The 24,535-nt window shown below is 63.2% G+C and carries 20 protein-coding genes; 11 read left to right on the top strand and 9 right to left on the bottom strand.

The features are described 5' to 3' along the window. Nucleotides 1-52: 52 nt before the first annotated feature. Nucleotides 53-469 (top strand): VOC family protein, encoded by a 417-nt coding sequence (locus GTW23_RS03085; protein ID WP_152007794.1) that lies wholly within the window; start codon nt 53-55, stop codon nt 467-469. 93 nt (nt 470-562) lie between these two features. Here the strand turns inward: GTW23_RS03085 and GTW23_RS03080 are convergent, their stop codons facing one another. After that, on the bottom strand, nt 563-988 hold the full coding sequence (locus GTW23_RS03080) for a hypothetical protein (RefSeq protein ID WP_152007793.1): 426 nt from the start codon (nt 986-988) through the stop codon (nt 563-565). Between the two features lie 153 nt (nt 989-1,141). On the opposite strand from GTW23_RS03080, the gene GTW23_RS03075 reads away from it, so the two are divergent. Next, on the top strand, nt 1,142-1,933 hold the full coding sequence (locus GTW23_RS03075; protein ID WP_252914575.1) for a helix-turn-helix domain-containing protein: 792 nt from the start codon (nt 1,142-1,144) through the stop codon (nt 1,931-1,933). A gap of 7 nt (nt 1,934-1,940) precedes the next feature. On the opposite strand, the gene GTW23_RS03070 is transcribed toward GTW23_RS03075, so the two are convergent. Continuing rightward, nucleotides 1,941-3,329, bottom strand: coding sequence for an MATE family efflux transporter (locus tag GTW23_RS03070; protein ID WP_252914574.1), 1,389 nt, complete (start codon nt 3,327-3,329; stop codon nt 1,941-1,943). 200 nt (nt 3,330-3,529) lie between these two features. On the opposite strand from GTW23_RS03070, the gene GTW23_RS03065 reads away from it, so the two are divergent. Then, nucleotides 3,530-4,852 (top strand): mechanosensitive ion channel family protein, encoded by a 1,323-nt coding sequence (locus GTW23_RS03065; RefSeq protein WP_252914573.1) that lies wholly within the window; start codon nt 3,530-3,532, stop codon nt 4,850-4,852. 129 nt (nt 4,853-4,981) lie between these two features. On the opposite strand, the gene GTW23_RS03060 is transcribed toward GTW23_RS03065, so the two are convergent. The 3 genes from GTW23_RS03060 to GTW23_RS03050 all read right to left on the bottom strand — a co-directional run bounded on the left by GTW23_RS03060 (nt 4,982) and on the right by GTW23_RS03050 (nt 9,311). Beyond that, the gene (locus tag GTW23_RS03060; RefSeq protein ID WP_252914572.1) at nt 4,982-7,237 is read right to left on the bottom strand and encodes a methyl-accepting chemotaxis protein; all 2,256 of its coding nucleotides are present in this window, start codon (nt 7,235-7,237) and stop codon (nt 4,982-4,984) included. A gap of 183 nt (nt 7,238-7,420) precedes the next feature. Further along, nucleotides 7,421-8,335, bottom strand: a complete 915-nt coding sequence (gene ypfJ / locus GTW23_RS03055; protein ID WP_252914571.1) for a KPN_02809 family neutral zinc metallopeptidase — start codon at nt 8,333-8,335, stop codon at nt 7,421-7,423. A 67-nt stretch (nt 8,336-8,402) separates the two neighbouring features. Beyond that, nucleotides 8,403-9,311, bottom strand: a complete 909-nt coding sequence (locus tag GTW23_RS03050) for a DUF2306 domain-containing protein (protein ID WP_252914570.1) — start codon at nt 9,309-9,311, stop codon at nt 8,403-8,405. A 135-nt stretch (nt 9,312-9,446) separates the two neighbouring features. Here GTW23_RS03050 and GTW23_RS23455 point away from each other — a divergent pair, with 135 nt between their 5' ends. Beyond that, complete coding sequence (locus GTW23_RS23455; protein ID WP_252914569.1) at nt 9,447-10,349, top strand: LytTR family DNA-binding domain-containing protein; 903 nt, start codon at nt 9,447-9,449, stop codon at nt 10,347-10,349. 143 nt (nt 10,350-10,492) lie between these two features. Beyond that, nucleotides 10,493-10,810 carry a hypothetical protein gene (locus tag GTW23_RS03040; protein ID WP_252914568.1) on the top strand — a complete coding sequence of 106 codons (318 nt, stop codon included), beginning with the start codon at nt 10,493-10,495 and terminating at the stop codon, nt 10,808-10,810. A 4-nt stretch (nt 10,811-10,814) separates the two neighbouring features. On the opposite strand, the gene GTW23_RS03035 is transcribed toward GTW23_RS03040, so the two are convergent. Further along, nucleotides 10,815-11,900 carry a phosphatase PAP2 family protein gene (locus GTW23_RS03035; RefSeq protein WP_252914567.1) on the bottom strand — a complete coding sequence of 362 codons (1,086 nt, stop codon included), beginning with the start codon at nt 11,898-11,900 and terminating at the stop codon, nt 10,815-10,817. A gap of 642 nt (nt 11,901-12,542) precedes the next feature. Here GTW23_RS03035 and carB point away from each other — a divergent pair. Continuing rightward, nucleotides 12,543-16,025: a carbamoyl-phosphate synthase large subunit gene (gene carB, locus GTW23_RS03030; RefSeq protein WP_252914566.1), complete on the top strand. Its 3,483-nt coding sequence runs from the start codon at nt 12,543-12,545 to the stop codon at nt 16,023-16,025. Between the two features lie 181 nt (nt 16,026-16,206). On the opposite strand, the gene GTW23_RS03025 is transcribed toward carB, so the two are convergent. Then, complete coding sequence (locus tag GTW23_RS03025; protein ID WP_252914565.1) at nt 16,207-16,635, bottom strand: hypothetical protein; 429 nt, start codon at nt 16,633-16,635, stop codon at nt 16,207-16,209. Nucleotides 16,636-16,860: 225 nt separating this feature from the next. On the opposite strand from GTW23_RS03025, the gene GTW23_RS03020 reads away from it, so the two are divergent. Further along, a complete protein-coding gene (locus tag GTW23_RS03020) occupies nt 16,861-18,081 on the top strand; it encodes a DUF2235 domain-containing protein (RefSeq protein ID WP_252914564.1) in 1,221 nt (406 codons plus the stop codon). 119 nt (nt 18,082-18,200) lie between these two features. Here GTW23_RS03020 and GTW23_RS03015 read toward each other — a convergent pair whose 3' ends face one another. Together GTW23_RS03015 and GTW23_RS03010 are read right to left on the bottom strand one after the other, a co-directional pair. Beyond that, nucleotides 18,201-19,562 (bottom strand): NAD(P)/FAD-dependent oxidoreductase, encoded by a 1,362-nt coding sequence (locus GTW23_RS03015; RefSeq protein WP_252914563.1) that lies wholly within the window; start codon nt 19,560-19,562, stop codon nt 18,201-18,203. Nucleotides 19,563-19,663: 101 nt separating this feature from the next. After that, on the bottom strand, nt 19,664-20,701 hold the full coding sequence (locus GTW23_RS03010) for an endonuclease/exonuclease/phosphatase family protein (protein WP_252914562.1): 1,038 nt from the start codon (nt 20,699-20,701) through the stop codon (nt 19,664-19,666). Nucleotides 20,702-20,961: 260 nt separating this feature from the next. Between GTW23_RS03010 and greA the strand changes: the two genes are divergently transcribed. Genes greA through GTW23_RS02990 form a run of 4 tightly spaced genes read left to right on the top strand, consistent with a single transcriptional unit; the run spans nt 20,962 to nt 24,527 of the window. Then, on the top strand, nt 20,962-21,438 hold the full coding sequence (gene greA, locus GTW23_RS03005; RefSeq protein WP_152007777.1) for a transcription elongation factor GreA: 477 nt from the start codon (nt 20,962-20,964) through the stop codon (nt 21,436-21,438). Nucleotides 21,439-21,476: 38 nt separating this feature from the next. Next, nucleotides 21,477-22,547 (top strand): glycosyltransferase family 4 protein, encoded by a 1,071-nt coding sequence (locus tag GTW23_RS03000; protein WP_252914561.1) that lies wholly within the window; start codon nt 21,477-21,479, stop codon nt 22,545-22,547. Next, a complete protein-coding gene (locus GTW23_RS02995; protein ID WP_252914560.1) occupies nt 22,540-23,487 on the top strand; it encodes a glycosyltransferase in 948 nt (315 codons plus the stop codon). Before GTW23_RS03000 ends, GTW23_RS02995 begins: the two co-directional genes overlap by 8 nt. Further along, a complete protein-coding gene (locus GTW23_RS02990; RefSeq protein WP_252914559.1) occupies nt 23,484-24,527 on the top strand; it encodes a glycosyltransferase family 4 protein in 1,044 nt (347 codons plus the stop codon). Before GTW23_RS02995 ends, GTW23_RS02990 begins: the two co-directional genes overlap by 4 nt. Nucleotides 24,528-24,535 lie beyond the last annotated feature (8 nt).

Here is a 24,535-nt window from a genome sequence, read left to right as displayed (position 1 = left end):
GGGATGATGGAGTGAAACCGGCCCCGGCGGTCATGATACACGGAGAAGCGCGATGATTGGCTACGTCACGGTCGGTGTTGATGATCTCGCGCTTGCCGAAAGCTTCTATTCGGCATTCCTGCCGGGTCTTGGCTACAGTCTCGACGTCTCCTCTGAAGGCCTGAGCTATTCGATCGCCGTCACCCCTGACCAAGGGTATCAACCGCCCGATTTCTACGTCAAACCACCCTTTGACGGGCAGCCCGCATCCACCGGCAACGGCGCCATGGTGGCTTTCGAGGTGCCGACCCAGGCGATGGTCCGCAAGCTTCACGCGGCAGCCCTTGCTTCCGGCGGGCGAAACGAAGGCGCGCCCGGTTTTCGGGCCGCCTACAGCGCGCATTTCTATGTCGGCTATCTCCGCGATCCCCAGGGCAACAAGATCGCATTGTACTGCAGCAGCCGTGACGAGCCCGGACGGCCGGACTGACGGCTGCCGTCAATCAGCCGATTGGCCCGATGCCGACAGACACCGCCGCGACAGGTGAGACCCGCCGCGACGATTGGCCGGAACCTGCAACGCTCAGGCGTGAGCCTGCCGCGGGCGGCGGAACACCAGCAGGAACAGAACCACGAAACTGACATTCGCAACCGCGTTGAGCGGCACGCCAGCTGCAATCGACCCGATCGAATCCACCACGAACCAGGAGTAGAGCCCGGTCATGGTGATCGATCGGACGGCGGCCGGATGCTCGGCCATCAGATGCTCCGCCAGTTTCCACAGCGTTACGCCCCAGCCGACCATGACACCGCCGGAAATCGCCATGAAGACGCGAGTCTCCGGTGCTCCAAGCGTTTGCAATCCGTCGAGCGGCCAGATGATCAGGTCGGCGAGGAACACCACCGGCGCGGCCAGCGGCGGCAAGGCCCCGGCTGCCAGAAGCAGCCCGACGCCGATGACGATACCGGCTGCCGCCTTGAGCCAGGATTGCGTATATGCGATTTCCATGTCGAAACTCCCTTGTTGACCATCCCATGAGAGCTTTACGGCTGACGCTGCGCAATTACCTTGAAGGTAAGTGACAGGCCTTGCCGCCGGTCTATGATGGATCACGGTCGGGCGCCTGAACAAGCGCCGGGCCGGGTGGCGAAGGAGGCGGCAATGACCACGCAATTCGGTGATCTGCTCAGGCACTGGCGTGAGGCGCGAAAGCTGAGCCAGCTTGACCTCGGTCTGAACGCCAATGTCTCGGCCCGGCACATTTCCTTTCTCGAAACCGGCCGCGCCCGCCCCAGCCGCGGCATGGTGCTCAATCTCGGCGGCGTGCTCGACGTGCCGCGCGGCTCCCGCAACGCCTTGCTGCATGCAGCCGGATTTGCGCCGAACTATCGCACAAGGGCGATGGACGAGGCCGAAATGGGCCCGATCACCGCGGCGCTCGGCTGGATGCTGGACCGGCACATGCCCTACCCGGCCATGGTGCTCGACCGCCGCTGGACCATCGTCCGGGCCAATACCATGGCGACGATGATGCTCGGGCAGATGGGGCTTTCCGTCGACGCGAACCTGGTGGAGGCACTGATGGACGAGACCGGGCTGCCGGCGCTGATCGAGAACTGGCAGGAGGTGGCCCATCATCTGGTCCACCGCCTGCGCGCCGAAGCAGCCCATCTCGGCGGCGACGCCTGGCTCGGGGAGATGGCAGACAAGCTCGCCGGCCGCATTGACACCGCGGTACCCGGACCGGGCGTCGGCAGCGAGGCCGTCATCCCGACACGCTACAGGCTGGGAGAGGTAACGCTGTCCTTCTTCTCGACCATCAGCCAGTTCTCCACCGCCGAGGACATCGCGCTCGCCGACTGGAAGATCGAGCACCTGTTTCCCGCCGATGAAGCGACACGGGACATCGTCGTGGCGCTGGCCCGGGACATGAGCCGAAACCCGATGGCATGACGACTGGTCACACCTTCGCCACATCCAGATATCGGTCCCGGTTGACGAACCTGAGATTGAGCAGCACCGCCGCCACGCCGAGCCCGATCGCCAACCCCGCCCAGATGCCGGGACCGCCATAGCCTAGGCCGAAGCCGAGCCCGTAGGCCGCCGACAGGCCTATCGGCCAGTAGCTGATCACCGCGATTATCATCGGCGTGCGGGTGTCCTTGATGCCGCGCAGCTGACCCGCGGCAATCGCCTGGACCGCGTCGACCAGCTGGAACGCCGCCGCCACCAGCACCAGCGGCACCGCGACTTTCAGCAGTTCCGCCGCATCGGCATTGGCCTCGTCGAGGAACAGGCTGACCAGCGCCTCCGGGAAAACCCAGAACAGCGCGCCGGAGGCAAGCGCGATGACCACCGACAGACCCATCACCGTGTGCGCCGCGCGCGCCAGGCCTTCCATGTCGCCGCGGCCATAGGCCTGGCCGATGCGTACGGTTGCGGCATGCGACAGCCCCAGCGGCACCATGAAGCTGATCGAGGCAAGCTGAATGGCAATGCCGTGGGCGGCAAGCGGCACGGTGCCGAGCCAGCCCATCATCACCGAGGCCGCCATGAACAGCCCGACCTCGGCCAGGATGGTGAAGCCGATAGGCAGTCCGAGCCGGAAGACCTCGAAGAAGGCCGGCCACTCCGGCCGCCAGAACCGCTGGAACAGCCGGTACTCGAGATGCTTGGGATGCAGCACCGCCCAGCCCGCCATGATCAGGAAGATCACCGTCGAGCTGACCACCGATGCCACCGCCGCTCCGCGCACGCCCATCTCGGGTGCGCCGAAATGGCCGAAGATCAGCGCATAGTTGAGAACGCCGTTGACCAGTGTGCCGATCAGCGCCGACCACAACACGATGCCCGCCCGCGAGCGTGCTGCAAAGAACGAGCGCAGCGCCATCATCATCAGCGCCGGGAACATGGCCCATTGCGCGATCCGGATGTAATCGCTGGCAAGTGCGGCCAGTTCGGGCTTCTGGCCAAGGCCGATCAGCGCCGGCTCGAGAAACCACAGGAACGGCATCACCAGGACCGCGTAGAGGAGCAGGATCCACATCCCCATCCGCACCGAGCGGCGCACATGGGTGGGATCATTTCGGCCCTCGGCCTGCGCCGCCAGCGGCAGGATCGCGCTGGCAAAGCCGGCACCGAAAATGTAGACGACGAAGAAGGCCTGCGAGCCAAGCACGGTGGCGGCCAGTTCCTCGGTGCCGTACCAGCCGAGCATCACCACATCGGTGGTGGCAATCGCGATCTGGGCGATCTGGGTGCCGACCAGCGGCACTCCGAGCGCCAGTGTCGCCCAGATATGAGCGCTCCAGCGCTGCTCTTTCCGCATGTCCGGCGATAATGCGGTCATGAAAAACTCCCAAATCAAAGACCTGCTTATGGTCGGCGGATGTCGTCTTGGCAAGCGGGCAAGCGCCCGAAACACCCCTGACGAAAACGCGGCGGTGAGGCCCGGGAAAGCGACCAGCGAACGGCCCGGCAATCCCACCCGGCGGGGCCGGTATGAACTCGACGCTTCTCATACACGCCGATCGCTCTCATAATGGGGCCATGCAGACCATCGACCTTCCCGCCTTGCTTGACGCCGTGCTCGCCTTCGCCCAGACCGCGAAGGCCTATTTCGGCCTGCCCTGGACCTACTACCAGATCCTGATCATCGGGGGCTGCTACTTCGCGGGATGGCTTGTCTCGCGCAGGGTTGAACCCTGGCTTGAGGACTGGGCGCGCACGATCAAGGGCAAACCCGGGCTGCTGCGCCTTCTCATTGCCGTCATGCGCCGGACCAACTGGATCTTCTTCTTGCTATTCCTGGCCGGCGCCCGGCTGGTCACGCTGGAGCTGACCTGGCCGTCCCGCACCTATCTCATGGCATTGGCGCTGGCGCTTGGGTCTGCCTGGCTTGCCATATCGGTGTCGAGCCGGATCATCCAGAACAGGACCATCGCCCGTCTGGTGGCCTTTGCGATCTTTGTCTATGTGGCGCTCGGCATCCTCGAACTGCGCACCGAAACCGCCGATTTTCTGGATCAACTGGCACTGCAGCTGGGCGATTTGCGGATTTCCGTGCTGTTCGTGTTGCGCACGGTGATCATCACCGCGGGCTTCCTCTGGGTTGCCAACCTGCTTGGCAATTTCTTCGAAAGCCGCATCAGCCAGGTGGAGGATCTCTCACCCTCCTTCAGGGTTCTGGCCGGCAAGGTGGTCAAGATCGGCCTCATCATCGTCGCCGGCATGATGGCGCTTTCCTCCACCGGTATCGACCTGACCGCGCTGACGGTCTTTTCAGGTGCCGTCGGCGTCGGCCTCGGCTTCGGCCTCCAGAAAGTCGTGTCCAACTTCATTTCCGGGGTCATCATTCTCATGGACCGGTCGATCAAGCCCGGCGACACCATCGCGCTCGGTGAGACCTTCGGCTGGATCCGGGAACTGCGCGCCCGTTTCGTTTCGGTGATCACCCGCGATGGCCGCGAATATCTCATACCGAACGAGGATTTCATCACCCAGCAGGTGGTCAACTGGTCGTTCTCCGACAAGCTTGTGCGCCTCGATGTGGATTTCGGCGTATCCTATGACAGCGATCCGCACGAGGTCACCCGTCTTGCAATCAGCGCAGCAACTTCGGTTGACCGGGTGCTCTCCACGCGGCCACCGGTCTGCTGGATGACGCAGTTCGGCGCCTCGTCGCTGGATTTCAAACTGCGTTTCTGGATCTCCGACCCGCAGGCGGGCCTGACCAATGTCCGCGGCAAGGTGCTGATCGCGCTCTGGGACATCTTCAAGGAAAACGGCGTCAACATCCCCTTCCCGCACCGCGAGATCATCATGCGTTCGCCGGTGGAGGTGGTCAGCCGCGATGCGCCGGAGGCGGACTGAGAACGCCAGCGGCTTTGCTCAGCCCTGCAGGCCCGGGACAATCAGGGCATCAGCCCCCACCTGTTTCAAAAAAGCCGGGAACCCTGAGGTCCCCGGCAAGTTCCTGAAAACACGATGATGCCCAGAAGATCAGAACTCCGACCATTCCTGTTCGGCTGCCGCGGAGCCGCCGGATGAGAACGCCTGCCTGACCTGGTTGACCATCTTGTGGGCCGGAGAAGGCCGCGCAACCGAAGCCGGGGCGGCAGCCGCCGGACCGGAAATCCTGCGGCTGGCCTGTGCCGATCCGCGGGCCGATGCGGAAACGTGCGCAGGTGCTGATCCCGCTTCCGCAAGCTGGAACCTTTTGACGAGCGACGTCAAACCAGTTGCCTCGTCAGACAGCCGGTGTGTTACCGCTGTGGTTTCCTCGACCATTGCCGCGTTCCGCTGCGTCACCTGATCCATCTGGCTGACCGCCGAGCTGACTTCCTGCAAGCCGGTCGACTGCTCCCTGGCGGCCGTCGCGATCGAATGGATATGCTCGTTGATCTCGCTGACCAGTCCCGCGATGGTCCCCAGAGCCGTACCTGTCTCCTTGACCAGATCGACACCGCTGTCCACCGCTTCGGATGATTTGCCGATCAGGGTCTTGATCTCCTTGGCAGCCGTTGCCGAGCGTTGCGCCAGTTCGCGCACCTCCTGGGCGACCACGGCAAAGCCCTTTCCGGCCTCGCCGGCCCGCGCCGCTTCCACCCCGGCATTGAGTGCGAGCAGGTTGGTCTGGAAGGCGATTTCGTCGATCACGCCGATGATCTTGGAGATTTCTTCCGACGCGCCCTTGATGTTGCCCATCGCTTGCACCGCATCCGCGACAACCCTGGTCGAGGCATCGCTTGCGGTCTTGGCTTCCGACACCTTCAGATTGGCGTCCTGTGATCGGTCTGCAGAGCTTTTGACGGTCGAACTGATCTGCTCGAGCGCCGCAGAGCTCTCTTCGAGGGCTGCAGCCTGCTGTTCGGTCCGTTTCGACAGATCATCGACCGCGCTGCGCATTTCCTGCGAATGCCCGAAGATGCTGTCGGTATTGTGCGTGATCTCGATGAGTGTCTCGCTGAGCTTCTCGACGGAGCTGTTGAACGAGGTGCGCAGACTGTCGAGTTCGCCGACGAAGGGCTGGGAGATATGCGCAGTCAGGTCGCCATCGGCGAGCCTGCCGAGCGCATTGTCGAGCGCCCCGATGGCTGTCTCCAGATTGCGCTTGCGCTCTTCGTCCTGACGCGCGGTCTCTTCCCGGCGCTGCCGGTCCGCGGCATCACGTGCATTGGCCTCTTCCTGTTCGCGGCGGGCCTTTTCAACGGCCAGCGCCTGGCAGGCCTCGAAGGCGACGGCAATGCCGCCGATCTCGTCCTTGCGGTCACGGCCTTCGATGACAACGCCGGTTTCACCGCGCGCAAGCGCCTGCAGTGCCTCAACGGTTGCCGCCAGCGGCTTGCCCACCGACCGCGCAACCAGGATGGCCACGGCGCCGATGATCAGCATCGCAAGGCCGGTCACAATGATCACCAGCTGGCCGATACTGGCCTTGGTGGCGGCCAGTTCCCTGGCGGTGGCATCGCGGCGCTCGGTCAGGAATGTCCGGATTTCCGCCAGCACAGGCTCGATTTCCGCGTAACTGGCCGACAGTTGCGACCGCAGTTCGCGTTCTTCCAGCGTTGCCGAGGCAAATTTCTGGAAATCGGACTGATAGCTGTCAATCAGCGAAAACACTTCATCCCGTTTGCTGGCGGAATCGAACAGCGCTGTCGGAAACTGCTTGAACTCGGCCACGCGGTCATTGAGTCGGCCGACGTATTTTTCGTCGACGCGCATGATGAAATCCTTCTCATGACGCCGCATCATCAGCATCTTGACCGTCAGTTCCGGCTGACCCACCGTTTCCAGCACGCTTTCTGCCTGCTTCACGGCATCGCGCAGGGAACCCTGCAGGCCGGTCTCCTCGTCGAGGCCAAGCATCCGGACTTTCTCGGCCAGTTGGCCGAAAATGGCGACATAGCGCTCGAAACCGGTATCCAGCGCCGCCACCCGCTGATCCATTTCCGAGGCGAAGCCCTGAGAGGCAAGTGTTTGCATCCGCTGGATCTGCGCCTCGGCCGCCGCGGCGACTTCGGCATGACGGCTGACATCGGTTTCCCGTTTGCGCAGCAGGAAATCCTTCTCGGCCCTGCGCGCTTGCAGCATCGACATTTCGAGATCCTGGTCGAGAATGTAAAGGTCCTGGATCTTGTCGAGATCGGTGCGGTAGGTCTGCTCAACCCTTTCGCCAAAATAGAAAATCGATCCGACGAGCAGCATGCCGAGAATGGCAAGCGGAGCCAGAAGGAAAATACGGGTTCTGAGGGTCATGGGCTACCTGCCTGGATTTGGGAGCGGGGACCGTTCATCGGCCCCGAAAACAGGCTTCATGCCTTTGCCGGACGTGGGCAATGCAATACCCGCCAGCGGTTCCCATAAAATCCTACGGGGCATCTCAATGAACAGTTAAGCAAGACCTAAACTAGTTACTGGCTACAATTCGCATGCGAGATTTCATACAGGATTGTTGAACGTGTCGCAGGCATCCAGGCGGCCGGTTTCGAAGCCGCGGGCAAACCACTCCTGCCGTTGCGCCGAGGTGCCATGATTGAAGCTTTCGGGCACCACGTAACCCTGCGTCCGGCGCTGCAGCGTGTCATCGCCGATCTGCTCGGCGGCATTGAGCGCCTCTTCCAGGTCGCCGCGCTCAAGCAGGCCCTTCTGCGCGGTGTAGTGGCCCCAGATACCGGCGAAGCAATCGGCTTGCAACTCGACCCGGATCGACATCTGGTTCTGCTCGGACTGGCTCATCGACCGGCGCATCCGGTTGAACTCGGGCAGAACGCCGATCAGGTTCTGCACGTGATGGCCGACCTCGTGGGCCAGCACATAGGCCTGGGCGAAATCGCCCGATGCCTTGAAGCGCTGCGCCAGTTCGTCGAAGAACGCGAGGTCGATATAGACCTTCTGGTCGCCCGGGCAGTAGAACGGTCCGGACGCAGAGCTGGCATTGCCGCAGGCCGAAGCCACCGCGCCGGAAAACAGCACCAGCGTCGGCTCGGGATAGTCGAAGCCCTGAGATTTCATGATGCCGTTCCAGACATCCTCGGTCTCCGCCAGCACGGTGGCGACGAATTGCGTCATCTCGTCCTTGCGGGTTTCCGAGATCTGGCTGCCCGGCCCCGAAGGCTGCCCGGTGATCACCGTGCCGGGATCGCCACCCAGCATCTGCAGCGGATCGATGCCCATGAACTTGAGCACCAGATAGATGACGCCGATGATCAGGATGGTCTTGAAGCTCAGTCCCGAGCGGCGGATACCGCCGCTGGGCAATCGCATGCCGCCGCGCCCGAACGGATTGCCGCCACGCGATGAGGTGCCGCGGCGGTCCTCGATATTGTCGCTCTGGCGACGGCCCTTCCAATCCATGCTTGCAACTCCCCGGCGGCTTCAGCCTTTGCTTATGCAGCGTTTGTACGGGCCGCCGCAACCAGTTTCAACACTGCGTCTCGCTGGTCAACTGCCGGCCCTTGAAGCGGAGCGGATTGAACCCGGCTTGCGCCAGCGCGCGCGCCGCCATCAGCGCCGCAAACAAAACCGGGATCAGCACGAAAAGTTCCGCCACGCCTGGAAGTTCTTGAAGAGAGGAACCGGTCGCCTCAAGCATGCCGGCGGCAAAGCGGCTGGCGAAGATCACCAGTATGGCCATCAGCGAGACAAACTCACCGCTGACCCTGACCCGGTTGCCGGCAAGCCGGTGCACCTCGACATCGCGCATCGTCCACCAGCCGGCCATTGCCCCCAGCACCATACCCGCGGTCAGCGCCAGCAGTGCCGCTGCATTCAGCCCGCCGAAGAAAACCGTGAGCACCGACACCGAGACCAGGAACGCGGGCAGCAGCAACAGCCGCCAGACCGGCATCTCACGGTCGCGCATGCGGCTGATCCCGAGCGCGACCAGCGCCACCAGCAGCGGCCAGACCCAGACCGGCGCTCCATCGCCCCGCCCCGGGGCGAAAACCACCTCGTGCATGATCCGCCCCGGCAGCAGGGTGAACAGCCCGGCAATGCCGATGGCGCCGAAATAGAGCGATTTGACCACCCTTTGGTGACGGACGAAATCGCGCCGCCGCGCCGAGCGGATCACTTCGGCGGCGCTCACCAGAACCACCACCGAAAGAATGTGGATCGGCGAGAAGCCGCCGATGAGCTTGATCTCGTGGATGAAGAAACTCGACAATGCTGTCAGCACCATCAGCGCGATCCACAGCCTGCCGGCCATGCGGTGCAGAGAGGTGCCCTTGCGCATCAGCAGCATGATGCCGCCGATCAGCGCCGCGGGCACGACCGTTGCGACATGAAACTGAATGGCAGGGCTGGCGGTAAGCAGCGGTTCGAGGGTCATGGAAACTATCCGTTGTTGTGGACCGCAACCCAGGAAACTCCGAAAGGCTGGCGGTCCGATTGCCAAATCTGCGCCCATCGGCCATGGTCGCCGCCGATCCTCAACGCCTGATGCGCCTGTGACCCGGAGAACTTCGTGAGCGACACGTTGCTGCAATCCACGCTTCGTGAACTGCGCGCGCTGCTCCTGCGCCCGCGGCTGTGGCTGGTCTTTGCACTGGTCGTCGGCCTGTTTGTGCTCACCGGTCCGTTCGGCACCTATGAGCGCCTCGCCTTCCCCACCCGGCTTGGCTACTGGCTGGTGTTACATGCGGTCACCTGGGCCTGCGCGCTCACGAGCATCTCGTTTTTCGACGCCGCGCTGGGCAAGCGCCTCCCATCGCGCATGAGCCGCATGCTGGTGGGCGCCGCTTTCGCCGCACTGCCCGTCGGACTTGCCATTACAGTGATCAATTTTGCGCTGCTGATGCGGCCGCTGAATCTGGAACGCATTGTGGAGAATGCTCTCGTCTCGCTGCCGATCTCGATCGCCTTCTGCCTGCTGACCTGGCTCAGCCTGAGTGGCAGCGATCAGGCTGACCCGGAAGCAGCACCCGGCACCGCAGAACCACCTGCCCTGGACGGGGCCAGGGCCGCTTCCATTGCTGATGCGCCTGCCGCACAGGCTCGTGAAGCCGGAACAGGCCGCCCCGACCTGCCCGATCGCCCGGCCCTGCTCGACCGGTTGCCGGCGAACAAGCGCGGCACGCTGATCCGGCTCGAGGTGCAGGACCATTACGTGCTGGCGGTAACCAGCAGGGGCACGGATCTGCTGCTGATGCGGCTTGGCGACGCGATCAACGAGACCGGCAACGACACTGGACAGCAGATCCACCGGTCGCACTGGGTCTCCGATGCCGGCGTCCGCAAGATCATCCGGCAGGGTGGCAAGAACCCGCGGCTTGCGGTCGAAACCGTTGACGGCCAGACCCTGCCGGTCAGCCGCAGCCAGCTCGCCGAGGTGCGCGCCCGCTGGGCAGACCGCATGGATGGCGCTTGATCCCGATCATTGCGGTGGCGAAGTGCAGGGTTCACCGTGAACCAAACCGGGCGATCCGGAGCAACAGACGCAAGCAGCGGGCAGAAGCGATGACACCGAGACAATCATCACGCAGCACCATGGCGCCGAGCGCGGTTCCCACCATGCGCGCCCTCATTCTGGCGGCCTTGCTGATGCCGCTTGCAGCAAGCCCCGCACTGGCCGACAGGGCGGCGGTCAAGCGTGGCCAGAAAGTCGTCGACGAATGGTGCCGTGACTGCCATGTCCGCGAGGGCGCAAAACTCACCGCCGATATGGCCCCGCCCTACTCGATGATCGTCAGCATCGAGGGCCGCGACCGCGCCTGGTTCGAAGCCTTCCTCGAGGCTGACCATTTCCCGATGACCACCTTCCGCCTGTTCGATCACGAAAAGGCCGACGTTGTGGAGTGGTTGCTGGACCTGCAGAAGCGGCAGAAATAGCCGCTCAGCCGCCCTTTGCGAAGACGTGCCTCCCGGCATCACCGGTCCGAAACATCCGCCTGACCAGGAAATGGCCGGACACGACAAGGGCGATCGAAATGTAGCCGTCGATCGCGTAATGCCATCCCAGATACACCGAGCTCAAAACAATCAACGCCACATAAACAAAAGCCAGCCCCCCAAGAAGACGCGAACGCTCGGCAACGAAAAGCGCATTCATGGTGATGAGAGCCACGTGCACGCTGGGAAAGGCAGAGATACCCGCGCCGAAAGCCTTGATGTCATTTTGGTAGAGCGCCCACAGATAGCGCTGATATCCGTAGGGCGATGCCGTGTCGGGATTCTGGGAAAGCAAGGCCAGCAGATCGGCAAAACGTCCGTGATCGCCCGTTACCTCGCCGTAAAACGCCGGGCCCGCCGACAGGAAAGCGCCCGCAAGAACATTCCCCACGACCATCCAGCACACCATGAACATGACCAGGTAACGGATCCGGATCGTATCGGCCTTGGGCGAGGTGGCGACGAAGAACACTCCCCCGAAACACAGGATGAACCAGATCGTACCGTAATTGAACTCAAGCATGCTCCGAACGATTTCACTGCCGGCAACACCGTGCAGCCAGCGCCAGGGGTCGACGCCGAAATGCAGCATCCGGTCAATATCGGCATGCAGGCGGTCATGGGGAAAACCGTCGAACAACAGCGGCAAGGATATCTTGATGGTAGTGAAGGTCCCCATGAACAGGACAATCCCCGCCATCATGATCATGCCCGCCATCATGCTCGCCATGCGTTCGGAGGAAAACACCATGCGGAACGCAAGCGGTCGGCGATGATCAAGTCGCACGATCACCCGAATGGCGTCAAAGCCCAGGGCAATGACCGGCATGAAGAGCCCGAACACCTTGAACAAGGGTTCGGCGTACGCGGCATGAGCGGTTTCACCGGTCCCTCCGAGAAGGTAGACGAAGACAAGGCCGAAAGCCGTATAGAAGAAGACCGCGTAGTAGAACCAAGCGTCGCCCAGAAGCCTGTCGCGGGTATTGGACAAAAGCACATCATAAGGCCGCGCAGAGACTTGAGCCGTCATCAGCTCTTCTCCTCGGCAGTGCCGCAGCCGCGGTCAGTGACCGGAGGCCGGACGCTTTCCATCAAGTCGATGACAGCAAAATCAGCAGAAATAGGGAAGTCCGGGCGCACAAATCCGCGACACCGGGAAGCCGATAGGCCCAGGAGGAAAAACATAATATCACCAGCAAATGTACTTTAAGTTGTATTCAAGCCTGACGCTAACCTCCTAAGAAAGTGTTACCAAATTTCGGGATTTGCAATTTCAGCGTGCGCGGACAAAGATTTCGCCGGACGTCGTTGCACGGACTGAAAACAGCTCACGCGCAATCGATCACCAGCCACCTCGATGCAGGCCTTAAGCAGCGAGAAACCGCCGGATCGTCGCGGAAAAACAGCGCCGGACCGGCTTCAGACCTTCGGCAGGTTTGCCGTCTGGCGGCACTTCCCCCGTTTCGGCCCTCTTGCAGCTGTTCCGCTGCCTCGGCCAACTGCCCGGTCCCGCTCACTTTCCCCTGCACAAAGCCCGTTTTGGGGTTTCGCCCCGGCCAACATTTCCCTATAAGCCGCGTCTAGCCTCAGATTTTGCGCATGGCGTCTCCCGGATGGTCGATCTCCGACGGGGGACTTTTTGCGCGAAGCCCGTACAACAGGGACCCGGACCATGCCAAAACGCACCGATATCAAGTCGATCCTCATCATCGGTGCGGGACCGATTGTCATCGGGCAGGCCTGCGAGTTCGACTATTCCGGCACCCAGGCCGTCAAGGCGCTGAAGGAAGAGGGCTACCGGGTTATCCTGGTCAACTCCAACCCGGCCACGATCATGACCGATCCGGGGCTCGCCGACGCCACCTATATCGAGCCGATCACGCCGGAAGTGGTGGCCAAGATCATCGCCCGCGAACGCCCAGACGCGCTTCTGCCGACGATGGGCGGCCAGACAGCCCTCAACACCGCATTGTCATTGAAGCGCATGGGCGTGCTCGAGCGCTACAATGTCGAGATGATCGGCGCCAAGCCGGCTGCCATCGACATGGCCGAGGACCGCGCCCTGTTCCGCGAGGCGATGGCCCGCATCGGGCTCGAGACGCCGCGCTCGTTCCTCGCCAATGCCACCGAGATCAAGGATGCCGACCGCAAGCTGCACGAGGCCGAACGCGCCCGCCTGCGCGCCGAGCTCGAGGGCGACGAACTCGACGCGGCACTCGACGCGCTGGAGAACACCTGGAACTTGGGCGAATCCGACCGCAAGCAGCGCTACATGAGCCATGCCATGGCCCAGGCCGCCAGGGCGCTCGACGAGATCGGCGTGCCCGCCATCATCCGTCCGTCCTTCACCATGGGCGGCACCGGCGGCGGCATCGCCTACAACCGCTCCGAATTTTTCGACATCATCGAGAACGGCCTTGATGCCTCGCCGACCACTGAAGTGCTGATCGAGGAATCGGTGCTGGGCTGGAAGGAATACGAGATGGAGGTGGTGCGTGACACCGCCGACAATTGCATCATCATCTGCTCGATCGAGAACCTCGACCCGATGGGTGTGCACACCGGTGACTCGATCACTGTCGCACCGGCGCTGACCTTGACCGACAAGGAATACCAGATCATGCGCAACGCCTCGATCGCGGTGCTGCGCGAGATCGGGGTGGAGACCGGCGGCTCCAACGTGCAGTTCGCCGTCAACCCGAAGGATGGCCGCCTGGTGGTCATCGAGATGAACCCGCGCGTCTCGCGCTCGTCTGCGCTGGCCTCGAAAGCCACCGGCTTCCCGATCGCCAAGGTCGCGGCCAAGCTTGCCGTCGGATACACGCTGGATGAGCTCGAAAACGACATCACGCAAGGTGCTACGCCCGCCTCCTTCGAACCCTCGATCGATTATGTCGTCACCAAGATCCCGCGCTTTGCCTTCGAGAAATTCCCCGGCGCCGAGCCGCTCTTGACCACCGCGATGAAATCCGTGGGCGAAGTCATGGCCATTGGCCGGACCTTCGCCGAAAGCCTGCAGAAGGCGCTGCGCGGCCTTGAAACCGGGCTCACCGGCCTCGACGAGATCGAGATCCCGGGCCTTGGCGAAGGCGACGACGACAACGCCATCAAGGCGGCCATCGGCACTCCGACTCCCGACCGGCTCAGAATGGTCGCCCAGGCGCTCAGGCTTGGCATGAGCGCCGAGGAAGTGCATGCGATCTGCAAGATCGATCCGTGGTTCCTGGCCCAGATCGAGGACATTCTGGCCATGGAAGCCCGCATCCGCGAGCACGGCCTGCCCAAGGACGCCGAGAACCTGCGGCTGATCAAGTCGATGGGCTTTTCCGATGCGCGGCTGGGTTCGCTCACCGGCAAGCGCGGCCATGAGGTCGCCAAGGCCCGCCGCGCCTTGGGCGTGCGTCCGGTCTTCAAGCGCATCGACACCTGTGCCGCCGAATTCGCCTCGCCCACGGCCTACATGTACTCGACCTACGAGACCCCCTTTGCCGGTAGCCTCGCCTGCGAGGCCCGCGTCTCCGACCGCACCAAGGTGGTCATCCTCGGCGGCGGCCCCAACCGCATCGGCCAGGGCATCGAGTTCGACTATTGCTGCTGCCACGCCGCCTTCGCCTTGAAGGACGCCGGCTATGAAGCGATCATGATCAACTGCAACCCGGAAACCGTGTCGACCGATTACGACACCTCCGACCGGCTCTATTTCGATCCGCTGACCGACGAGGACGTGCTCGAGATCCTGACCAAGGAACAGGAGGCCGGCACGCTGCTCGGCGTCATCGTCCAGTTCGGCGGCCAGACCCCGCTGAAGCTCGCCGACGCGCTGGAAAAGGCCGGCATTCCGATCCTGGGCACCGCGCCCGACATGATCGATCTGGCCGAAGACCGCGACCGCTTCCAGAAGCTCCTGCACAAGCTCGACCTGGTCCAGCCCAACAACGGCATTGCCTATTCGGTCGAACAGGCCCGGCTGGTGGCCACCGACATCGGCTTCCCGCTGGTCGTGCGCCCCTCCTACGTGCTTGGCGGCCGCGCCATGCAGATCATTCGCGACGAGACCGGGCTGTCCAACTACCTGCTCGGCACCGTGCCCGAGCTGGTCCCCGAGGACATCAAGGCGCGCTACCCGAACGACAAGACCGGCCAGATCAACACCCTGCTCGGCACCAATCCGCTGTTGTTCGACAGCTACCTGACCAACGCCATCGAGGTCGATGTCGACTGTCTTTGCGACGGCACCTCGGTCAATGTCACCGGCATCATGGAGCATATCGAGGAAGCCGGCATCCACTCGGGCGATTCGGCCTGCTCGCTGCCGGTTCACACCCTGTCGCCGGAGATGGTCGACCAGCTCGAGGCGCAGACAGAGGCACTCGCCCGCGCACTCAATGTCGGCGGGTTGATGAACGTGCAATACGCCATCAAGGATGACGTGATTTACGTCCTCGAGGTCAACCCGCGCGCCTCGCGCACGGTGCCCTTCGTCGCCAAGACCGTCGGCGCGCCGATCGCCAAGGTGGCGGCACGGGTGATGGCGGGTGAAAACCTGGCCGACGCCTTTGCCGCTTACGGCGCCGTGCCCGACCACCGCAAGCTCAACCACATTGCGGTCAAGGAAGCGGTCTTCCCCTTTGCCAAGTTCCCCGGCGTCGATACGCTGCTGGGACCGGAAATGCGCTCGACCGGTGAGGTCATGGGGCTCGACCGCGACTATGCGCTGGCCTTTGCCAAGGCCCAGCTCGGCGCCGGCAACGAGCTGCCCCGCTCGGGCACCGTGTTTGTCTCCGTCCGCGACGAGGACAAGCCGCGCGTCGTCGAGGCGGTCCGCATTCTCACCGACAACGGCTTCAAGCTCATGGCCACCGCCGGCACCGCCGATTATCTCAGCGAACAGGGCTTTGCCGTCGAGCGCGTCAACAAGGTGATGGAAGGCCGTCCGCATATCGAGGACGCGATCCGCAACCGCCAGGTCCAGATGGTGCTCAACACCACCGAGGGCGCCAAGACGATATCGGATTCCAAGTCGCTGCGCCGCGCCGCGCTGATGCAGAAGGTGCCCTATTTCACCACCATGGCCGGCAGCCTCTCCGCCGCCAAGGCCATCGCCGCCCTGAAGGCCGGAAACCTCGAGGTGCATCCGCTGCAGAGCTATTTTTGAGGGCGGAGCCGGGGATCGGATGAGGGCATGATGACCCGGCATCCATCCCACCGGCCTTGAGCCGGACAAGCGAAGCGACGTCGGAGCCTCGGGGGACAGCCACGGCGGGTCAGCGCGGTGAGTGTTTCTTCGCAACCCGCAACCAAAGTCTCCCGGCGCGCAGGATAGCCCGGCAGAGAACCTATGCCCTGTTTGCGGGCAACGTCTCTGCAAAACGCTGGCGTATGACAGGAGAACGGATCAGATAGGTGGAAAGCCCGATATAGACGGTAAATTCAACGAGCATGATCGCCACGCCCGTCGCCCCGCCTCCGAATGCGCCGAAATCAATTGTCTCGACGAAGCAGAGTGTTGCCAGAACGGCATACATTGTGATCGTCGCATGGGGTGTATGGGGCCAACGGCCAAGGTAGCCAAAGACAAAGATTGTCCCGGTGAGTGCGATCGCAAGGAAATGCAGAAACTGGAGCCCGGCTGGAAAATTCCCGTTCTGCAGACCGAGTGCCAAGACCGGAAACACATATTCCAGAAGCCCCAGAGCGCCCCAGCACAACAGACCGGCCGAAACGATCAGCAGCGCTCTTGGCAGGATTTTGTCGAGCGTCTCCATCAGGCCCCTCAAGTCTCTGTTGCATGCCAGCGGCAATGGATGACCGGAACATGCCGATCACGTGACGATGCGCACAGCCGGACCTCGTGCAATTCGCCGCCTGCATGAAACCACCATTCCCCATTCAACACCAGATTGAAGGGTAGGTTCAAGTAAACGAAACACCCCCTCTGATTGCTGAACCCCGCCGTTTCGCGTATCCTCTTTATGGTGGAGGGCCTGACCATGGCCAAGAACATCGTCATCCTGCTGGACGGCACGTCGAACCAGATTTCCGGCGACCGCACCAATGTGTTGAGACTCTATGGCAGCCTTGAGCGGTCGAGGAGCCAGCTGGTGTTCTACCAGCCCGGCGTCGGCACCTTCGGGCTCAATGGCTGGTGGCAGCAGCTCAAATCCAAGACCCGCATCGTGCTCGGGCTCGCCACCGGCGCGGGCATTGCCGACAATGTCATGCAGGCCTACGAGTTCCTGGTCAGGAACCATGAATATGGCGACCGGATCTATGTTTTCGGCTTTTCCCGCGGATCCTACACTGCCCGGCTGCTGGCCGGCTTCATCCGCATTTTCGGGCTGGTGCGCGAAGAACAGTTGCAGCTGGTGCGCTATGCCTGGCGCGCCTATGCGCGGCTCGGCCAGCCGGGATCGAAGGATTTCTCCGCCGAAATCGGCCACTTCCAGAAGGTGCTGGATGGCAAGGGCATCCGCATCGAATTCATGGGCCTGTGGGACACGGTGGCCTCGGTGTTCGATGCGAAGGCCGGCTTTCCCTGGCTCACCATCACCCAGAAGGCCTATACCAACCAGAATGACCGGGTGAAGATCGTCCGCCATGCGGTGGCCATCGACGAACGCCGGACCTATTTCCAGCCATCGCTGTGGGAACCGGGGCAGGACTACGAGGAATGGTCGCAAAAGACCCGCTCCTACGAGAAGCGGCCGCAGGATTTCGAGGAGGTCTGGTTTGCCGGCTGCCACGGCGATGTCGGCGGCGGTTACCCGGACAAGAAAAGCGGCCTTGCGAAAATCCCGCTGGAATGGCTCTACCGCGAGGCGGTTGCCGCCGGCGTCGAGGGCGATGAAAGAGTGTTCAACCTCCTCACCCATGGCAAAGACCATGCACCGGTCATCTCCGGCGAGGCCCGCGACGAGGCGGAAAAGGACAAGAAGCGCTACGGCGCCCCCGACCCGCTGGCCGACAGCAACAATTCGATGAACTTCGCCTGGGGCTTCGTCGAATTCCTGCCGCGCAAGGTGCCGAAGACCTCGTTTTACCGGCAATTGCAGATCGGCAAGGTCTATTTCCCGGTCTTCGACTACCGCCGCGTGCCCGAGGGCGCGAAACTGCATGAAGCGGTGATCGAGCGGATCAACAAGCGCGAGGACTACAGTCCGCCGAACCTGCCGAAAACCTACCAGGTGGTGAAGACACGCCCGAAACCCTAGACCTGAGCCGTGGTGACGCCTTCTGCCTGACCCGGCCTTTCCACCCTCCTGCCTGACCCGGTCTTTCCATCGGGATCCGACGGATTGACGCTTGCGGCTCGGTGCCTCCGCGCGGCGCCTTACAGTGCCGGGCCGGGGATGAGCTTGCTGCCGTCGGTAAAGCGCGAAAAGCGGAAGCGCGAGATGTCGTGGCCCGTGGGCCGGCCGGTGGCGATATTGGCAACCACCTTGCCGAAGCCCGGCCCGATGCCGAAACCATGACCGCTCATGCCGGTGGCGACGATCAGCCCCTCGAGCTCCGGCACCCGGTCGACCACCGGAACCACATCCGGCATGGCGTCGATCATGCCGGCCCAGGCATGGGTGATCTCCGGCTCGCCGAGCGAGGGAAAGCGGGCGGCGAAGCGCCGCTTGAGCACACCCATCCGGTTCTCGTTGGGGTTGGGATCAAGCACCCGGCAGCGCTCGAACGGGGTCTCGTCGCCCGCGCCCCAGCGCCGCGCCGTGCCCCACGCGTCGGGATAATGCTTCGGCGCGGCAGGCAGGAAGCGGGTTTGCCCCAGCACCTTCGCCGCTGTCGGCAGCCAGGTGCGCAGGTGCCTGAAGGAATCCGGCCCGATCAGCAAGTCATGCGCATCCAGCGCCGAGACCGTGTAGCTGCCGTCCTCGCGGCGCCGCAACGCCAGTTCCTCGTCGAGCGCCGCCCCGTCATAGACCTCCGGCATCGGCGCGGTGCGCATTACCGTCGAGCGCACCGAGAGCTGCGGCAGCGATACACCGCAGTTGCGCAACAGCAACGACGTCCAGGCGCCGCCCGCCACCACCACCTGGGAAGCCGCAATGAAACCGTGCTCGGTATGGACGCCGGACAGTTTCCCGGCTTCGGTTTCGATTGTCCGGATCGCGCAATCCTCGCGAATGCCCACACCTTCGCTGTGCGCCAGATGAGCCACCGCAGGCACCGCAACCCAAGGCTCGCCCCGGGCATCGGTGGGTGACCAGACCGCACCGGCCCACCGCTTGCCGCCGGCCCCGGTGTCGATCCGGCCGGCAACCGCGTCACCATCGATGGCACGCACGTCGAGCTGGTGCCGGCGGGCCACATCGAGCCACTTCGCCCGCTCTTCCATCTCCTTGTCGGTACTTGCGAGATACATGATCCCGGTGCGGCGGAAGCCGGTTCGATTGCCGGTATCGCCATCGATCTGCTCCCACAGCCGCGAGGCTTCCATCATGATCGGCAGTTCCGCCTCGTCGCGGCCGAGCTGGCGGATCCAGCCCCAGTTGCGCGAGGACTGCTCACCCGCCACCCGGCCCTTCTCGACCACAAACACCGACAGTCCGGCCCGCCTGAGATAGAGCGCGCTCATCATCCCGATCACGCCGGCGCCGACAATGACCACATCGACCCCGGACGGCAGAGGATCGGAAAAGCTGACGGGAGAAGCCGTGGTGATGGGGGCGGCAGAGCGCGCAGACATGAAAACTCCACGACAAGAATGGAAACGCTGAATGGCTGGTCCCGATCTTGATGCCGGCCCGGTCCAAAAGCAAGCGCGCCACATGGCCAGAACCGGATCGGTCAGGCCGTCCCCTCGATTGTCGTCACCACCGGCGCGTGGTCCGACGAACGGTCTTTCGGCGGACCAATCTCGAAATGCGTATCAAAGACCTCGACCTTGGTGACCGTGCCGCGCCGGCGCGGGTTCTTCGGATTGAGCCCGTTGGAAACAACGCAATAGTCCAGCACGGAGCCGGAGATGATCCCGCCATGGGTATTGGGCCGGCTGAGCCCCTGCATCACCACCAGATTGAAGGCATCGTAGAGCTTGTAGACATGCTTGAGATAGGCGTAGGGCTCCGGGATGCCATTGGCGGGGACGCTGCCCCATGACCAGACCCGGTAGGCCTGGGTGAGGATCGAGAGCATGTGCGAGCCGGGCGCCTCGTTGAGATCACCGAGCAGGATCACCGGCGCATCCGGATCGGCGTCGATCGTCTGCCGGAACATGCGGTAGATCGCGCCCGCTTCCGCCGCGCGCTTTGCCACCTGGTTCACGCCTGCCATGGCGCGCTCCATGTAGGTGGTGCGGATCTTGGCGCCCCAGTCCGCAAGCGCATCGATCTCGTCGTCATCGACGAAGGCGCCCTGCGACTTGAAATGGCAGACGAAAATCCGTGTTTCGCCGATCCCCGGCAGGTCGATCACCGCATCGACCGGGGTGCGGGAGAAATTGAAATCATCGTCGATCACCGTGTCGGCAGGCAGGCCGCCGACGCCCGAAAGCGGGTGGACACTGACAAAGGGATGACGCGAGGCGATCGCCACCGTGGCATTGACATAGACCGCCGGATCGTCCGGATCGAACATCGGGTGGCCCGTGCAGAAGAAATGCGGATAGCCGCTGGCCGCCATCAAGGCCTTGAGCTCCTCGTGCGAGACCACTTCCTGGAACCCGATCACGTCGGCATCCATCTCTCTGACGAGCTCTGCGATCCAGTCTTTCTTCTCGGCCCATTGCGCCGGTGAATAGGTCGCCGTGGATTTGCGTTCGTGCCAGAAAATGCCCGGCGCCGCGAAGTGATAGAGATTGAACGTTGCAACTTTCACGCTTGTCATGGAGGCTCTCCGGACGGGCAACACTTGCAAAGTCCCATCATGGCACCAAACTGGAGAGGGTCCAAATGCGCCCGCCCGTGAGTACGTTCTGCAGCACGTTCTTCACCTCTTTTTTCACGTGAATTTTCATGTCAGATTTGATAAGCCTGAAAAAAGGACTCTGGAACGGCTCCGAAGTGTGCGCTTCGGGGCGCGTTTTATTTTTGTGCCCTGCCGCTGGTGAAACTGGCGTCGGGGCGATGTGAACAAGGAAGAGACTGATGGTTGAGAAGGTTCCGATGACGCAAGGAGGCTACGCCAAGCTGCAGGAAGAACTGCGTTGGCGTCAGCAATCCGAACGGCCGCGGATCATTGAGGCGATTTCCGAAGCCCGCGCCCATGGCGATCTCTCGGAAAACGCCGAGTATCACGCCGCCAAGGAGGCCCAGAGCCACAATGAAGGCCGCATCGGCGAGCTTGAGGATTACACCTCGCGCGCCGAGATCATCGACGTCTCCAAGATGTCCGGCGACACCGTGAAGTTCGGCGCCACCGTCAAGCTGGTCGACGAGGACACGGAAGAGGAAAAGACCTACCAGATCGTCGGCGACCAGGAAGCTGATGTGAAGGCGGGCCGGATTTCCATTTCCTCGCCGATCTCGCGCGCGCTCATCGGCAAGTCGGTGGGTGATTCCATCGAGGTTGTGGCACCCGGCGGCTCCAAGGCCTACGAGATCCTCGCGGTGAAGTGGGGCTGATCCCGGGCTTCCGCAAACAGGTTCAGGTCTGAGGTTCCATGCTTGCCGATCCATCCTCGACCCTCGTCATCGCTCCCAATCTCAAGCGGCGCCTGTCCGGAGTGACGACGTCGATCATCCAGCTTGTCCCGGTGCAGAACCGGCTGGGGCAGGAGATCGCCGTTTTCGGCCCCGGCCTGCCCGACCATCTTCCCAGGCTGCGCTACCGCGACCTTGTGAGACTCTGGCGCGCACCACAAGAGCGGCCAGCGCGGATCTGGCACGCGCGGCGCAATGTCGAGATGCTGATGGGCCTGGTCATGCGCGACATCCTGCGCATGCCGCTCAGGCTGGTCTTCACCTCCGCCTCGCAACGGGTGCACACCGGATGGACCCGGTTTTTGATCTCGCGCATGGATGGCATCATCGCCACCAGCCACAAGACCGCCTCCTATCTGAAGGTGCCGCACCGGGTCAGCCTGCACGGCATCAACGCCGAACGGTTTTCGCCCCCGGCCGACCGGGCGGAGGTGCGGCGCACGCTGTCGCTGCCCGAGGCACAGAAGATTGCCGGCTGTTTCGGCCGCATCCGCCGCCAGAAAGGCACCGATCTTTTTGTCGACGCGATGATCCGGCTGTTGCCTGACCGGCCGGGCTGGAGTGCCATCGTTGCCGGGCGTGCCACGGCCAGCCATGCGTCCTTTCTCAGCGAGCTCAAGGCCCGTGTCGCAAGAGCCGGCCTCGAAGACCGGATCCTGTTCGTCGGCGAGCACACAGATATCAACGCCTGGTACCGCGCCCTCGACCTGTTTGTCGCCCCCCAACGCTGGGAAGGCTTCGGCCTCACCCCGCTCGAAGCCCAGGCCTCCGGCGTGCCGGTGGTCGCATCCGATGTCGGCGCCTTTGATGAAATCATCGCCCGGGGCACTGCCGAAACCGGTGTGGTGGTTGAAAAGGACAGTCTCGAAGCGCTTGCCGCAGCAGCAGCAGATTTCATGGACGATGATGCCCGGCGCGATGCCGCCGCCGCGAGGGCGAGGCCGCATGTGCTGGCCAACTTCACCATCGAAGGCGAGGCCAAACGCCTTTCCGAAACCTATGACGAGGTCTGGCAAAACGCCCATGCTTGATATCCTGATCATCGGCAAGGACTCCAAATACGGCCTGACCAAGGACAGCCAGTTGCTCGAGGAAGCCGTTCGCGCAGCCGGCCTTCCCCACGTCATCGGCCATGCCGATCACAAGTCGAGATCGTTCGCGGAGCGGCTCTTCAGGACCAGGCGGGCACGCATCGCCATTCATATCGAGCGGGTCTACCCGGCCTGGTATTCGGCAGCCGACATCCATTACCTGCTGCCCAACCAAGAGCGTTTTCCACGCCGTCAGCTGGGCCGGTTGCACCACATAGATCTGGTCCTGTGCAAGAGCCGCCATGCGGCCGAAGTGTTTTCAAGGGAAGGCGCCAAGACGTTTCGTCTGGGTTTCACCTCGGAAGACAGGGCGGCTGCCTCAGCTTCCAAGGACCGCGACCGGTTTGTGCATATCGCTGGAGCCAGCACCCTCAAAGGCACCGAAGCCGTTCTCGCGGCCTGGCAGGCGCACCCGGAATGGCCGGAGCTGACGCTGGTAATGAACGCGCGCCTTGCCCCCGCTTCGGTGCCTGGCAATGTCAGGCTGATCAGCGAATATCTCGGCGACGAGGAGATGCGCGCCCTGCAGAACGCCTGCGGCATCCATCTCTGTCCCTCGCAGGCCGAGGGCTGGGGGCACTACATCGTCGAGGCGATGTCGACGAACGCCGTGGTGATCACCACCGACGCTGCGCCGATGAATGAACTCGTGGATGCGCAATCCGGGATGCTGGTCGAGGTCGCATCGAGCACACCGCGTCATCTCGGCACCTGTTTTCAGGTCGACCAGTCGGCACTCGAGGCCGCGATCACCAGAGTGATGGCCATGGACGCCGAAGAAAAGGCAGCGATGGGCGCGCACGCAAGAGCCGGTTTCGATGCCATTCGCAGCGGCTTTGCCGAGCGGCTGAGGGAGCTGCTGGGCAGCGCCGGGCGATGAACCTGCTGCACCTGTCCAGCGAAAAGGGACTGCGCGGTGGCGAACACCAGCTGGTTCTGCTGGCTCGCCAGCCACGACCCGACATGTCGGAATGGTACGGCATTCCTCCGGGCTCCAAACTTTACAGCGCCCTTCCCGCGGATGCGGCGAGACTTCCGGTCCGGTGCCGCGGGCTGTTCGATCTGGCTTCGGTCGCCCGGATCAAAAGCCTGCTCGGCGCAGAGAAAATCGATCTGATTCACACCCATTCCAACCGCGCCCACAAGACCGCGGTCGCGGCAAAGCTTGGGGGCCGGCAGCGCCTGGTCGTTTCGCGACGCAACGCCTTCAAATGCCGCGGCGGATTCGCCTATCGCGCCGTGGATCAGTTCATCACGGTTTCAAAGGCCGGCTACCAGGCCCTGCGCGAAGGCGGCGTTGCCGGCGACCGGATCGAGATCATTCACGACGCGGTGGACGAGGCGGCACTTGCCGCAGCACGACCCGAGCGCCTGGGCCTGGGTGACGAGGTCCAGATCGTCCTGTGTGTTGCCGCCTTCACGGCGGAAAAGGATCATGCAACCCTGCTCAGAGCCTGGGAAACGGTGCAGAAGACCACGCCAACCGCGCAGCTGGTGCTGGCCGGTGACGGCCCGCAGCTTGCCCTGATGCGGCGGCAGGCCGAGGGTCTGGCGCGCGTGACCTTTCTCGGCTGGCGAGATGACGTCGCTTCGCTGATCAAGGGCGCTGACATTGTCACCCTTGCCTCGCGCGAAGAAGGCCTTGGCTCCAGCCTCTGCACCGCGCAATGGGCCGGCAGGCCGGTGGCTGCAACCGCCGCCGGAGGCATCGGCGAAGCCGTCAGCGACAGGCAGACCGGGCTCTTGAGCCCGCCGGGGGACTCCGAAGCGCTGGCACAAAACCTCGCCACTCTGTGCCGGGACCCGGCGATGCGCCGAGATTTCGGTGAAGCCGCAACCCGGCGCGCCCGCGGCCTCTTTTCCCTTGAGACCTTCAACGCCCGGCATGTCGACCTCTACCGGCGCCTGCTCGACAGCTGAGGCATTCC

The sequence above is a fragment of the Parahoeflea alexandrii genome, from assembly GCF_024105735.1.
Lineage (GTDB): Bacteria > Pseudomonadota > Alphaproteobacteria > Rhizobiales > Rhizobiaceae > Hoeflea > Hoeflea alexandrii.
The sequence above is the reverse complement of the archived record's forward strand: the minus strand, read 5'-3'. Positions and strand labels throughout refer to the sequence as shown.